The following is a 12,773-nucleotide window of genomic DNA, read 5'->3' on the forward strand; positions in this document are numbered from 1 at the left end:
CGGTCGCGGAGAGTTCACAGCGCCGAATCCTCTCGACTCCGGAAGCACCGAACAGACTGGCTATGCTCACGACATGGCCGCTCTCGGATGGCTCACTCCCCGTAGGCGCTCCGCCACGGCGCGGAGCGTGTTGGCAGGCGAGGCCTCGGCGGAGGCAGCGCGCAAGTCCTCCCAGGAGCTGGAGGACCTCGCGGATCTCGCGCCCGAAGTCGCGCCCGATCACACCGCGCGGGAACCGGAGTTCCCGGTCCTCGGCGATGACAGGGCCGCCGCCTTCTTCGACCTCGACAACACCGTGATGCAGGGTGCCGCGCTCTTCCACTTCGGCCGCGGGCTCTACAAGCGCAAGTTCTTCGAGACCCGCGATCTCGTCCGATTCGCCTGGCAGCAGGCATGGTTCAGGCTGGCCGGGGTCGAGGACCCCGAGCACATGCAGGACGCCCGCGACTCGGCGCTCTCCATCGTCAAGGGCCACCGCGTCTCCGAGCTGATGTCGATCGGCGAGGAGATCTACGACGAGTACATGGCCGAGCGGATCTGGCCGGGCACCCGCGGGCTGGCCCAGGCGCACCTGGACGCCGGCCAGAAGGTGTGGCTGGTCACGGCGGCGCCGGTGGAGATCGCGACGGTGATCGCGCGCCGCCTCGGCCTGACCGGAGCCCTCGGCACGGTCGCCGAGTCGGTGGACGGCGTCTACACGGGCAAGCTGGTGGGCGAGCCGCTGCACGGCCCGGCGAAGGCCGAGGCGGTACGCGCCCTGGCCGCGGCGGAAGACCTGGACCTCTCCCGCTGCGCGGCCTACAGCGACTCCCACAACGACATCCCCATGCTCTCCCTGGTCGGCCACCCGTACGCCATCAACCCCGACGCCAAGCTGCGCAAACACGCCCGCGACTGCGACTGGCGCCTGCGCGACTACCGCACGGCGAGGAAGGCCGCGAAGGTCGGCATCCCCGCGGCAGCGGGCGTGGGCGCGGTAGCGGGCGGCACGGCCGCCGCCATCGCACTGCACCGCCGCCGCCGCTAGCCGAGGGCCGCCCTCAGACCGCGACCAAGAGAACGCGCAGTTCCCCGCACCCCTTCAGGGGCGCGGGGAACTGGGCGTTGGGCCCCCGGGCACGCGGGACGGGCAGGGGTGGAGGGGGCGAAGGAAGCAATCCCCGTGTCCTACCCGCACAACGCCCCCGCCAGTCCCGTTCACCGCAGACGGCCACAACACGCCCCGCAGTCAAACGGAACACGGACTGATCCGATCAACAACCGGTCACCGTCCGGCACTTGATCAGGCGTCAATCGGTTACAGAAGCGACGTAATCGATGATTTGAGCAACTGGGTGTAGCGCTGCCTGTACGAAGCGTTATTCTCCTCAGACGCAAACCGGTACCTCTCCGTCGCTACGACGGGTGAATGGTTCCGCACTGCACGTGATGGAAGCTCTGCCTCTGGGAGTCCCGTGTACTCACACGTCGGGGTTGACGCCTCGGGCCTGGCTACGCTGCGCGCAACGGTCCTGGACCGTCTGCGCGGCTTCGTCCCCACCGCGTACGCCGTCCCCGCCTTCGCCGTCCCCGCGCCCGTCGGTCCCTGCTACGCGCTGGCCGACGGCAACGCGGCGGTCGGCAGACGGGGCCGCTCGAGCTCGACCACCACCGCACGCCGCCCGGCCGCAGACAGTGACAGCGCCCGGATGATGGACCTCGTGGAGCGCGCCCAGGCCGGCGAGGCCGACGCCTTCGGACGTCTCTACGACCAGTACAGCGACACCGTGTACCGCTACATCTACTACCGCGTCGGCGGGAAGGCGACCGCGGAAGACCTCACCAGCGAGACGTTCCTGCGCGCCCTGCGCCGCATCGGCACCTTCACCTGGCAGGGCCGCGACTTCGGCGCCTGGCTGGTGACCATCGCCCGCAACCTGGTCGCGGACCACTTCAAGTCCAGCCGTTTCCGGCTGGAAGTGACCACCGGCGAGATGCTCGACGCCAACGAGGTCGAGCGCTCCCCCGAGGACTCCGTCCTGGAGTCCCTGTCGAACGCGGCGCTGCTGGACGCCGTACGGCGCCTCAATCCCCAGCAGCAGGAGTGCGTGACACTCCGTTTCCTCCAAGGGCTCTCCGTCGCCGAGACCGCCCGCGTGATGGGCAAGAACGAGGGCGCCATCAAGACCCTCCAGTACCGGGCCGTCCGCACCCTGGCCCGGCTGCTCCCGGACGACGCCCGCTGACACCGCACTCCCGGACGCCCGTCGGATCCCGACCACCGACGGCGCCCGCGGGATCCGCGCCATCGGCGACGCCCGCCGACACCCGCACCACCGACGACGGCCGCTGAGCCCCGTACCAACGCCATAGCGATCCCATACGCTCAGCGACGCTCAACTCACCTTCCGTAAAAGTCCGTTGCCTTCGTGGTCCGATCATCCATCGTCCGTAACCCAAGTGCCGCGACGCTCGTTGTGCGGGATACAGGCTCCCTGTGGTCACGCCTTGGCCATCGCCGATCACTCGATCGTGTGGATGTACTCAAGGCGTGCAACCCTCAGGACCCCCTGGGGAGTCGACCGTCATGACGAGAGGAGGTGCCGCCAGTGATCGCGAACGTATCGGCACACCGGCGGGCGAACGCCTTCGCCCAGGCCCTGGAGGAGCAGTCCGACCAGGGCACGGCGGCCGAGCAGCCCGATGGATCGGCACCGTCCCAGGCTGCGTCGGAACAGACCGAGCAGGGCCTGCTGTTGGCCCTCGCCACCGGTCTCGGCGAGCTGCCCAAACCGGAGCTGGACCCCGAGGTCAAGGTCGTGCAGCGAGCGCAGCTCGTCGCCGCGATGGAGGCCATGCTGCTCGAAGGCACCGCCGCGGGCGGCGAGGGCCCGGGTTCTTCGGTGCCCGAGCAGCGGTCCCATCGGACCAAGGGCGCGCACCGGGCGAGCGGGCTGGGGAAATTGCGACCGCGTTCCCGGCTGTCGAAAGGCCTCGCGGCGGGCGGGCTCACCGTCGGTGTGGCCGCGGGAGCCTTCGGCGGCGTGGCGGCCGCCAGCTCCGACGCCCTGCCCGGTGACTCGCTCTACGGGCTCAAGCGAGGCATGGAGGACATCAAGCTGGGCATGGCCCACGGCGACAGCGATCGCGGCGAGCTCTACCTCGACCAGGCCTCGACCCGGTTGAGCGAGGCACGCCGGCTGATGGAGCGCGACCGCGCGGGGCAGCTCGACCACGAGTCCCTCGGCGAGATCCGCCGCGCCCTGTCAGGCATGCAGCACGACGCCACAGAAGGCCACCGCCTGCTGCACGAGGCGTACGAACGGGACGGCTCACTGGGCGCCATCCAGGCCCTGTCCGCCTTCTCCCAGTCCCATCGCGAGGCCTGGGGCGCCCTGCGCGACCGGCTGCCCGTCCAGCTCGGCGACGTCAGTGACCAGGTCTCGTCGGTCTTCGACGCCATAGACGAAGAGGTGGGCCCGCTGCGCTCGCTGCTCCCGCAGTCCCCCGCCACGGAGGGCACGGGCCGCCACCGGGGCAGGAGCGAGGAGTCCACCGGCTCGTCCGGTACGAACGCTCCGGCGCCCAGCGCCACCAGCGGTTCCGCCAGCGGAAGCCACAGCAGCGGCAAGCCCAGGCCCTCCAGCTCGGGCAGCAGCAGCGACGGCCTGCTCGGCGGCACCACGGGCGGTCTCCTCGACCCGCCCAAGGACGACACCAGCTCGTCCCCGTCCAGCAGCAGGAGCACACCGGCCGGCGCACCGGACGTCACGCTGCCGCCTCTCCTGCCCGGGCTCCTGCCCGGACTGGGGATCGACAGCGAGGACACGAAGTAGCGAGCAGCGACGCTAGTACGACGGTGGGGGCGCCCTTCCCCAGAAGGGCGCCCCCACCGTCGTACCGCCATGTCCGGAAGGTCGAACGGGCCCCGGGGCAGAAGACCGGCCAGAAGAGAAGAGACGTACGTCCCCGGCCAGAAGAGAGGAGCCGTACGTCCCCGGTCAGGAGAAACGTATAGCCATGATCAGAAGAACACCGACCTGCGCTGCACCAGCAGCTTGTACAGGGTGTGCTGGATCTGTTCCCTGACCTGGTCGGTCAGGTTGAACATCAGCATCGGGTCCTCGGCCGCCTCCGGCGGATAGCCGTCCGTGAGGATCGGCTCGCCGAACTGGATCGTCCACTTGGTGGGCAGCGGAACCGCCCCGAGCGGACCCAGCCACGGGAACGTCGGCGTGATCGGGAAGTACGGGAAGCCGAGGAGGCGCGCGAGCGTCTTCGCGTTGCCGATCATCGGGTAGATCTCCTCCGCGCCGACGATCGAGCACGGAATGATCGGGGTGCCCTGGCGCAGCGCGGTGGAGACGAAGCCGCCGCGGCCGAAGCGCTGGAGCTTGTAACGCTCGCTGAAGGGCTTGCCGATGCCCTTGAAGCCCTCCGGCATCACACCGACCAGCTCGCCGCGCTCCAGGAGCCGTTCCGCGTCCTCCGCGCAGGCGAGGGTGTGACCGGCCTTGCGGGCCAGCTCGTTGACGACCGGCAGCATGAAGACCAGGTCGGCGGCGAGCAGCCGCAGATGCCGGCCGGCGGGGTGGTTGTCGTGGACGGCGACCTGCATCATCAGGCCGTCGAGCGGGAGCGTCCCGGAGTGGTTGGCGACGATGAGCGCCCCGCCCTCGGACGGGATGTTCTCGATGCCCTTCACCTCGACGCGGAAGTACTTCTCGTACAGCGGCCGGATCAGGGACATCAGGACCTGGTCGGTGAGCTCGGCGTCGTAGCCGAAGTCGTCGATCTCGTAGTCGCCCGTCAGACGTCGGCGCAGGAAGGCCAGACCCCCGGCGATACGCCGCTCCAGGCCGCCGCCGGGGCCCTCCTGCGGCTGCTGGGGCGGCTGTTCCTCACGCGTCACGGGAACATCATCCTGCGTGGGGCCCCGTCCGGGCAGGGGCTGTACCTCACGTACCACCACGGGATCGCCCTTGCGCCGGCTCCCGGCGGCCCGGCGCCGCGGCGGGCGCTGCACAGCACCCCCGCGCGTCCGGTCGTCGTCGAACGGAATGACCTTGGCGTCCGCCATCGTTGATGCGCTCCTCAGTTGGCGCTCTGCGTCGGGGGGTGGCCGCCGCCCAGGTGGGGCAGCGCGGCGATCCGGTCGACAGCCCCCGCAAGGGCCTCGGGGGGCAAAAGTCCCGGCCCCCGGCTGCGGGCGAAGTCCGCGAAGGTCTCCGCCGTCGTGTACTTCGGCTTGTATCCCAGCGTCTCGCGCATCTGGTCGGTGGACACGACCCGACCGTGCGTCAGCAGCCGCAGCTGTTCCGGCGAGAAGTCCGTGACACCCAGGGTACGCACCGCCGTGCCCGCCCAGGAGAGCGCCGGCAGCAGCAGCGGCACGGTGGGGCGGCCGAGCCGCCGCGCGCACTGGGAGAGCAGCAGGACGCCGTCTCCGGTGATGTTGAAGGTGCCGCTGTTGAGCGTCCCGCGCTCGGGCTCGTCGGAGGCGATCCGCAGCACCTCGATCACGTCGTCCTCGTGCACGAACTGCAGCCGGGGGTCGTAGCCGAACACGGTGGGCAGCACCGGCAGCGAGAAGTACGAGGCGAGCGGCGAGTCCGCGCTCGGCCCCAGGATGTTCGCGAACCGCAGCACGCACACGGCGACGTCGGGCCTGCGGCGCGCGAAGCCGCGTACATACCCTTCGACCTCCACCGTGTCCTTCGCGAAGCCGCCGCTGGGCAGCGACTTGGGCGGGGTGGTCTCGGTGAAGACGGCCGGGTCGCGGGGTGCGGAGCCGTAGACGTTCGTACTGGACTTCACCACGAGCCGCTTGACCGTCGGGGACTTCTGGCAGGCGCCCAGGAGCTGCATGGTCCCGATGACGTTGGTCTCCTTGACCGTGGTCCGGCTGCCGCCGCTCAGAGCCGTTCCCGTCACGTCCATGTGCACGACCGTGTCCACGGAGTGCTCGGCGAGCACGCGCGCGATGGTGGGCTGCCGGATGTCGGCCTGTACGAAGTCGGCGCCGCCCAGATGGTGCTCGGGCGGGACCGCGTCCACGGCGATCACCCGGTCCACTTGCGGGTCACGCTGGATCCGTCGTACGAACCGGCCCCCCAGCTGGCGGGCCACTCCGGTCACGAGCACGACCTTCCCCAAGATCAGCGCCTTCCTTCCAGAACTGGACGTAGCTCCGCTGGTACCTTGCCGGGTTCCCCGTGTGCGGCCAACTTAGCGGGTTGATGTTGCGCTGTGATGACCGCCCGATGCACGAAGTGACGACACCCACAGACGTACGATCAGACCAAGCCATTCGGCCTACCTGCGTATGCACAACGATCGCGCGGCCGGAAAACGACTCCGGAACACGACGGACACGACGGTGGGTATGACTGTGGCCCCCCACCGACGGGCGGGGGGCCACAGTACGCGCGCTATTGCGGCGCCGCTTACTTCTTGTTGCGACGCTGAACGCGAGTGCGCTTGAGCAGCTTGCGGTGCTTCTTCTTCGCCATCCGCTTGCGCCGCTTCTTGATAACAGAGCCCACGACTACCCTCGCTCACTTCTCTTAACTCGGTGCTGGGCTGCATGGGCCCACACGACCTATGAGGGGCCAGCCTACCGGTCCGAGCGCCGAGGTCGTAATCGAGGGGTTCCGGGAGATCTTGTACCGCTCTCCCGGAACACCGTCAGGCCGTCTCCACCCCCACATAGCTCTCGCGGAGGTACTCGTGAACCGCTTGCTCCGGCACCCGGAAGGACCTCCCCACCCGGATCGCCGGCAGATGACCGCTGTGCACCAAGCGGTACACGGTCATCTTCGACACTCGCATCACCGAGGCGACTTCCGCCACGGTAAGGAACTGAACCTCGTTCAGAGGCCTCTCGCCAGCTGCAGCCATGACACACCTGAACCTTCCGCACTCGACGGCCACCGGCTTCCCCTTCCGGTGACTCTTCGTCGTTGCGTGCTCACTCCCCAATGTAGGGGCGGGTGATGCGAGTGGGGAAGAGGGGATGCCATCGGCCGCCTACTGTGACAGACACGCTCGATTGAGTACATAGCGAGTAAGCGGCCGGTAGTAATCAGACCGCACAGCGTCATCAAGCGGAACGACGACGGACACCCGCCCCTCTGCCTCTCCGACGAAGAGCGCGGGATCGTCCGTATCGGCCAGCCCCATCGCCTCAAACCCCAGCTGACCTGCCCCGCAGACCCATCCGTGGTCTCCGATGACCAGCTCGGGGAGCGGCCCGCCGGACTCCGCCGCGGCGGCCAGAGCGGTCCGAACCGGGAGGGGTGAGTGGGTGTGTGCGCCGGTCGCACGACCGGGGGCCCGCACGCCGGGTTCGCGCACCAGCGCGACACCTTGTACGTAGTCAAGGTTGTACGTGCGTAGACCGAACCGGGTCGTTATGTCGACACAGCTACCCTGCGCGGGGGTGAGGACGGCACACCCCGCCGCCGACAGGGCGTCCGCCAGCGCGGCGTAGAAACCGATCAGCCGGTGCGGATGTCCGGTGCCGAGGAGTACCGGAATGCGGTCACGGGCCGCCGCACCGATCCGCGCCGCGAAGGCGTCGAGAGCCGCCAGGGTCCGCTCCGGGTCGATCACATCATGCCCTGAAGTGTGCAATGGATCGGCCGATACTCCGCACTTGTCGGCCATCAACTCGATCAGGTCCCGCTGTCGCCAGGTCCATTCGGGATCAAGCCCGAGCAGTACGCGGGGATCGCGGGCCGCGAAGAGCCGATAGCTGCGCAGGCTCTCCTCGCGGGAGGTGGCCACGGGCCCGGCCAACCGGGCTGCCAGCAGGTGTGCACGCAATGCTCCGGTGCTCAACACGACAGCGATGCTGACGCATCCACCACCTCCGCATGCCCAAAACGCAGAAAATGCCCCACAGTTGGCCTAATGGGTACCCGAGCCGCCGCGGAGGGTGGCTCGTTGCCTCCACGTGACGCCGGTGACAGGACAGTGACAAATAGGCCCACAACCATCAGAAGGGGCCCTGGGTCTCACAACACGTCTGCACCAAGCGCCAGTTGACCATCGGGCGCCAGTCATCATCACCACAGGGGGAAACACCATGAAGCTGTCCCGTCGCACGACAACCGCCGCCGCTCTCGCCGTCCTGGCCCTCGGCGGCACCCTCGCCGCGACCACCCCGGCGTCCGCCGCCACCACGGCCGCGTACAACGGCGCCTGCGGGGCGGGCTACCGCGTCACCGCGTCCACGCCGATCAAGTCCTCGCCCACCACCACCATCGGCACCACGTACGTCACGTACAACGTCGGGAACCAGGGGTTCTGCGCCGTGACCGTCCGCAACAACCCGGGCACCCGGGTGTTCATGGAGGTCACGCTCGACACCGACCCCACGAGCGGCAACCCGGCCCGGGACTACGGCTCCTTCACCACGTACGCGGGCCCCGTGTACAAGGAGCACCCGAAGGCGGGCGAGTGCATGACGTGGAGCGGCTCGATCGACATCTACTACAACTCGGAGACGAGCCTCTGCTACTGACCTCGTCGGCCGAGGAACCACAGCAGCGCTCCCCGGCGGGGACACTGTCGATCTACGGCAGCCGTCCCCGCAGCGGGGACGATCTACGGCAGCAGTCCCCGCAGCGGGAACACGGCCCGGCGCGTCGCCACGATCGCCTGATCGAGGCGGTCCGCCGGGTCGTACCCCGCCTCCCACCCCTTCCAGGACACCGGCCACCGCCCGTCGGTCATCCGCGCCGGCGCCAACTGCCGCGTACGCGCGAAGACTTCCTGCCGCCAGCTCTCGGGAACCACCGTCTCGGGGTCGATGGGCCGCCCCGCCGCGATGGCGACAAGATGCGTCCACGACCGCGGCACCACATCCACCACGGCGTACCCGCCGCCGCCCAGCGCGACCCACCGCCCCTCCGCGTACTCGTGCGCCAGGTCATGACAGGCGACCTGCACCGCCCGCTGTGCGTCGAGCGAGACAGCGAGGTGCGCGAGCGGGTCCTCGAAGTGGGTGTCGGCGCCGTGCTGGGTGACCAGCACCTGCGGCCGGAAGTCGGCGATGAGCTCGGGCACCACGGAGTGGAAGGCCCGCAGCCACCCCGCGTCCCCGGTCCCGGCGGGCAGCGCCACATTCACGGCGGAGCCCTCCGCGGAGTCGGCCCCCGTCTCCTCCGGCCACCCGGTCTGCGGGAACAATGTCCGCGGATGCTCGTGCAGCGAGATCGTCAGAACCCGCGGATCCTCCCAGAAGGCCGCCTGCACCCCGTCCCCGTGATGCACGTCCACGTCCACATACGCGACGCGCTCGGCCCCCAGCTCCAGCAGCCGCGCGATCGCCAGCGCGGCGTCGTTGTAGATGCAGAACCCGGAGGCAGCCCCCGGCATCGCGTGGTGCAGCCCGCCCGCGAAGTTCACCGCGTGCAGCGCGTCCCCCTGCCACACCGCCTCCGCGGCCCCCACGGACTGCCCGGCGATGAGCGCCGACACCTCGTGCATCCCCGCGAAGGCGGGATCGTCCATGGTCCCGAGCCCGTACGACGGATCAGCGGCCTCCGGATCCATGGAAGCGGCCTTGACCGCCTCCACGTAGTCCTCGCGATGCACCAGCCGGAGCGTCGACTCCCCGGCCGGCATCGCCGCCACCACATCGACCTCCCGGTCGAGCCCGAAGGCGTCGACCAGTCGTCTGGTCAGCGCGAGCCGGACCGGATCCATCGGGTGGTCCGGGCCGAAGTCATAGCCCGTTACTGCCTCGTCCCACATCAGCTGTGCGCGGCCGCTCATATCCGTCACCGTATCGGTCCGGTTCAGAACTGAACGACCGGGCGTACCCCAAGGTCGCGAGAACCAGCACCATCGGTACGAGCATGGCGCCGCGATAGTTCCAGGCGTCCCCCAGCGCGCCCACCAGCGGCGAACCGATCAAGAACCCCACGTAGTTGAAGATATTGAGCCGTGCGATCGCCGTGTCCGAGGACCCCGGGAAGAGGCGCCCGGCGGCCGCGAACGTCTGCGGCACGATCACGCACAGCCCGAGGCCCAACAGCGTGAACCCGAGCATCCCCACCCACGCGCCCGGGGCCACCGCCACCACCGCGAACCCGAGAGCGGCGACGACCGCCCCCACCCGTACGACGGCCACGGCCCCGAACCGCCGCACCCCGAAGTCCCCGACCGCCCGGCCCACCAGCGTCATGACCATGTACACGTTGTACGGAACGGTCGCCAGCTGCTCCGAGCTGCCCAGCACGTCCTGGAGATATTTCGCGCTCCAGTTGGAGACCGTCGAGTCCCCGATGTACGCGAACGTCATCACCAGGCAGAGCGGCAGCAGCAGCTTGAAGACGACGGGCCCGGCGCCCTCGGCCACCGGCTCCTTCGGGTCCGAGGCGGAGCCGCCGTCGACGTACCACCGGCTCCCCACGAACGTGGCCGGCAGCAGCACCAGCGCGACCGGCAGATACGACACGAAGAGCGACAGATGCCAGTGCGCCCCCGCCCAGGCGAGCGAGGCGCCGACAATCCCGCCCAGGCTGTACGCGGCGTGGAAGCCGAGCATGATGCTGCGTCCGTACGTCCGCTGCAGGCTCACGCCGAGCATGTTCATCGAGGCGTCGAGCGCGCCGACCGCGAGGCCGAAGGCGCCGAGGGCGACCGCGACCTCGACGAGGCGGTCGCCGGCGCCGACACCGAGCAGGGCGAGCAGGACGACGGGCTGGGACCACCTCAGGATGCGGCTGGGGCGTATGCGCTTGACCAGCTGCTCGGTGGTGACGCTGCCCACCCCGGCGAGGACCGGGACGGCCGCCAGGAAGGCCGGCAGCAGCGCGTCGGAGATCCCGTAACGGTCCTGGATGGCCGGAATGCGCGTCACGAGCAGCGCGAAGGTGGCTCCCTGAGCGAAGAAGCTGAACGCCAAAGAGGCCCTACCGCGCCGCAGCACATCTGTCATGGCGGCGAGCGTAGGGCCCCGGCTTACCGGTGGGTAGATCCAGCCGAAGATGAATTCCGCTCAGCTTCGTGGAGGAGCTTGCGGAGGGGCTGGGCGGGTTGGCTGGGCGGGTCGCTTGGCGGGTGCGCTCGGTGGAGGGCCCGTCAGGAGGGATGGTGCGGGGCTTGGCGGGCGGGGAGCCGATTCAGCGGGCCTGCCGGGCCAGCTCCTCCTCCAGCATCTTCTCCATCGGGACGACCGCGAAGCGCCCGCTGACCAGGAAGGCGACGGCCATCGAGGTGATCATCACGACCGTGCCGAGCCAGACCATGGTGTCGATCGGCAGCGTGTAGGCACCCACGATCCGCAGGACGCACTCGCCGAGCAGCACCACGCCCCAGACGAGGGAGAAGACCCGCTCCGCCTTCCGGAACCGCGGGGAGCCGGCGACCAGCCGGTCCCAGGCCGCGTTCTTGGCCGCGTCGCCCTTGATGAGGAACGGCTTCATGCCCGCCGTCATCATCGGCCTGCCGAGCTTCACGGACACCAGGATGCCGATCCCGATGGCGCTGCTGACCCCGCTGTCCTTCGCCAGCATCAGCCGCGGGTCACCAGCGACGAGGCTGAGGAGCAGTCCGACGACATTGACGAAGAGAATCAGCCCGGCAAGTGCGTTGACCTTCCGCTCCTTCACCGCGGACCACGCGGTCCGCACCGCCGGCACCACGCTGCTCCAGCCGAGCGCCGCCATGGTGCTCATACCGAACGCGTTCTTCAGGAGGTAGTACGACCCGACCGGCACGGCCACGTCCAGGATCAGCGGGAGGAAGCTGGGCCGGGTGGCGGCCGTCTCGGTGGCCGTCGTGGTGGCCGTGCCGCTTGTCTCGACGGCGGTCGCTTCGCTGCTGGTCTCGATGGCGGTGATGCTCATGTTCGGGTCCCTCCGTCGTCACTGTGTACGTCCCGTTTCGATGTACTCAGCTTCGCGGTCGGAACCCACCCGCCAACAGAAACGATCGTCCGGAGCTCGGCATGACAAATGTCAGTGCCGGGTTCCGGCAGCCGTCATACGAGCAGGTCAGCCAACTCCCCCATGTCGGAGAAGAGTTGCGTGGCGCCGGCGAGCCGGGCTGCGGGCGTCATCGCCGTGAATCCGAGGACGTCCATCCCGGCCGCGTTCGCCGCCCGCACGCCGAGCGGACTGTCCTCCACGACGACACACTGCCGCGGCGGTACGCCCATGCGCTCGGCCGCGTACAGGAACAGATCGGGTGCGGGCTTGCCCCGCCCCACGTCCTGCGAACTGAACACGCGCCCCTCGTCGAACCACCGGTCGAGCCCGGTCTTCCGATGCCCCACCCGGATCCGGTCATGGCTCCCTGAGGAGGCCACGCAGTACGGCACCCCGTCCGCGGCCAGCTTCTCCAGCACCTGGACGGCACCGGGGACGGGCTCCAACTCCCGCTCGAAGGCGGCGAAGACGCGCTCGTGGAAGATCTCGTCGAAGTCCGCCGGCAGTCGCTGCCCGGTCCGCTCCTCGACCAGGTCGTGCACACGGTGCATGGCGGCGCCCATGTAGTCACGGAGGGACTCCTCGTAGGAGGTGGGGTGCCCCAGTTCGCTGAGGTACGCGGCGAGGATCGTGTTGGAAATCGGCTCACTGTCCACGAGGACGCCGTCGTTGTCGAAGATGACCAGGTCGTAGCGCATAAGAAGACCCTAAACGCAGAAAACCCCCTTGCCGAAGGGCAAGGGGGTTTTCTCAAAATTTGTTCGGCGGCGTCCTACTCTCCCACAGGGTCCCCCCTGCAGTACCATCGGCGCTGTAAGGCTTAGCTTCCGGGTTCGGAATGTAACCGGGCGT

Annotated in this window: 13 protein-coding genes and 1 rRNA gene; 4 read left to right on the forward strand and 10 right to left on the reverse strand. The window is 69.2% G+C overall.

Annotation, left to right across the window (positions count from 1 at the left end; all coding sequences use genetic code 11):
* The first annotated feature begins 73 nt into the window (after positions 1–73).
* From ACFVXA_RS39720 to ACFVXA_RS39730, 3 genes are all read left to right on the forward strand, one after another.
* Positions 74–1,027 carry an HAD-IB family hydrolase gene (locus ACFVXA_RS39720; RefSeq protein WP_362033432.1) on the forward strand — a complete coding sequence of 318 codons (954 nt, stop codon included), beginning with the start codon at positions 74–76 and terminating at the stop codon, positions 1,025–1,027.
* Positions 1,028–1,454: 427 nt separating this feature from the next.
* Positions 1,455–2,225 (forward strand): ECF subfamily RNA polymerase sigma factor, BldN family, encoded by a 771-nt coding sequence (locus tag ACFVXA_RS39725; RefSeq protein ID WP_362033435.1) that lies wholly within the window; start codon positions 1,455–1,457, stop codon positions 2,223–2,225.
* A 363-nt stretch (positions 2,226–2,588) separates the two neighbouring features.
* A complete protein-coding gene (locus ACFVXA_RS39730) occupies positions 2,589–3,815 on the forward strand; it encodes a DUF5667 domain-containing protein (RefSeq protein ID WP_362033438.1) in 1,227 nt (408 codons plus the stop codon).
* 188 nt (positions 3,816–4,003) lie between these two features.
* On the opposite strand, the gene ACFVXA_RS39735 is transcribed toward ACFVXA_RS39730, so the two are convergent.
* From ACFVXA_RS39735 to ACFVXA_RS39755, 5 genes are all read right to left on the reverse strand, one after another.
* Positions 4,004–5,059: a lysophospholipid acyltransferase family protein gene (locus ACFVXA_RS39735; protein WP_389758897.1), complete on the reverse strand. Its 1,056-nt coding sequence runs from the start codon at positions 5,057–5,059 to the stop codon at positions 4,004–4,006.
* A 14-nt stretch (positions 5,060–5,073) separates the two neighbouring features.
* On the reverse strand, positions 5,074–6,135 hold the full coding sequence (locus ACFVXA_RS39740) for an NAD-dependent epimerase/dehydratase family protein (protein WP_362033443.1): 1,062 nt from the start codon (positions 6,133–6,135) through the stop codon (positions 5,074–5,076).
* A 290-nt stretch (positions 6,136–6,425) separates the two neighbouring features.
* Positions 6,426–6,524, reverse strand: a complete 99-nt coding sequence (locus ACFVXA_RS39745) for a 30S ribosomal protein bS22 (RefSeq protein WP_003948845.1) — start codon at positions 6,522–6,524, stop codon at positions 6,426–6,428.
* 142 nt (positions 6,525–6,666) lie between these two features.
* Entirely contained in the window at positions 6,667–6,879 is a 213-nt protein-coding gene (locus tag ACFVXA_RS39750; protein ID WP_004984898.1) for a helix-turn-helix domain-containing protein, read from the reverse strand.
* A gap of 129 nt (positions 6,880–7,008) precedes the next feature.
* Positions 7,009–7,824, reverse strand: coding sequence for a phosphatase (locus ACFVXA_RS39755; protein WP_383747708.1), 816 nt, complete (start codon positions 7,822–7,824; stop codon positions 7,009–7,011).
* Between the two features lie 244 nt (positions 7,825–8,068).
* Between ACFVXA_RS39755 and ACFVXA_RS39760 the strand changes: the two genes are divergently transcribed.
* Positions 8,069–8,506 (forward strand): hypothetical protein, encoded by a 438-nt coding sequence (locus tag ACFVXA_RS39760; protein WP_362033449.1) that lies wholly within the window; start codon positions 8,069–8,071, stop codon positions 8,504–8,506.
* Positions 8,507–8,589: 83 nt separating this feature from the next.
* Here the strand turns inward: ACFVXA_RS39760 and ACFVXA_RS39765 are convergent, their stop codons facing one another.
* From ACFVXA_RS39765 to rrf, 5 genes are all read right to left on the reverse strand, one after another.
* Positions 8,590–9,762 carry an acetoin utilization protein AcuC gene (locus ACFVXA_RS39765; RefSeq protein WP_362033451.1) on the reverse strand — a complete coding sequence of 391 codons (1,173 nt, stop codon included), beginning with the start codon at positions 9,760–9,762 and terminating at the stop codon, positions 8,590–8,592.
* A complete protein-coding gene (locus ACFVXA_RS39770; protein ID WP_390028663.1) occupies positions 9,713–10,930 on the reverse strand; it encodes an MFS transporter in 1,218 nt (405 codons plus the stop codon). The genes ACFVXA_RS39765 and ACFVXA_RS39770 overlap by 50 nt, the downstream gene beginning before the upstream one ends.
* A gap of 184 nt (positions 10,931–11,114) precedes the next feature.
* Complete coding sequence (locus ACFVXA_RS39775; protein ID WP_383912024.1) at positions 11,115–11,840, reverse strand: VC0807 family protein; 726 nt, start codon at positions 11,838–11,840, stop codon at positions 11,115–11,117.
* A gap of 134 nt (positions 11,841–11,974) precedes the next feature.
* On the reverse strand, positions 11,975–12,619 hold the full coding sequence (locus ACFVXA_RS39780; protein WP_389939287.1) for an HAD family hydrolase: 645 nt from the start codon (positions 12,617–12,619) through the stop codon (positions 11,975–11,977).
* 61 nt (positions 12,620–12,680) lie between these two features.
* Positions 12,681–12,773, reverse strand: a 5S ribosomal RNA gene (gene rrf, locus ACFVXA_RS39785); the annotation flags it as partial.

Origin of the sequence: Streptomyces sp. NPDC058246 (genome assembly GCF_042881985.1) — a bacterium.
Classification (GTDB): domain Bacteria; phylum Actinomycetota; class Actinomycetes; order Streptomycetales; family Streptomycetaceae; genus Streptomyces.

Excerpts from the sequence above, each read along its gene's own strand:
- ACFVXA_RS39720 (WP_362033432.1), top strand. The coding sequence starts at position 74 with ATGGCCGCTCTCGGATGGCTCACTCCCCGTAGGCGCTCCGCCACGGCG.
- ACFVXA_RS39780 (WP_389939287.1), bottom strand. The coding sequence starts at position 12,619 with ATGCGCTACGACCTGGTCATCTTCGACAACGACGGCGTCCTCGTGGAC.
- ACFVXA_RS39775 (WP_383912024.1), bottom strand. The coding sequence starts at position 11,840 with ATGAGCATCACCGCCATCGAGACCAGCAGCGAAGCGACCGCCGTCGAG.
- ACFVXA_RS39750 (WP_004984898.1), bottom strand. The coding sequence starts at position 6,879 with ATGGCTGCAGCTGGCGAGAGGCCTCTGAACGAGGTTCAGTTCCTTACC.
- ACFVXA_RS39735 (WP_389758897.1), bottom strand. The coding sequence starts at position 5,059 with ATGGCGGACGCCAAGGTCATTCCGTTCGACGACGACCGGACGCGCGGG.
- ACFVXA_RS39770 (WP_390028663.1), bottom strand. The coding sequence starts at position 10,930 with ATGACAGATGTGCTGCGGCGCGGTAGGGCCTCTTTGGCGTTCAGCTTC.
- ACFVXA_RS39765 (WP_362033451.1), bottom strand. The coding sequence starts at position 9,762 with ATGAGCGGCCGCGCACAGCTGATGTGGGACGAGGCAGTAACGGGCTAT.
- ACFVXA_RS39760 (WP_362033449.1), top strand. The coding sequence starts at position 8,069 with ATGAAGCTGTCCCGTCGCACGACAACCGCCGCCGCTCTCGCCGTCCTG.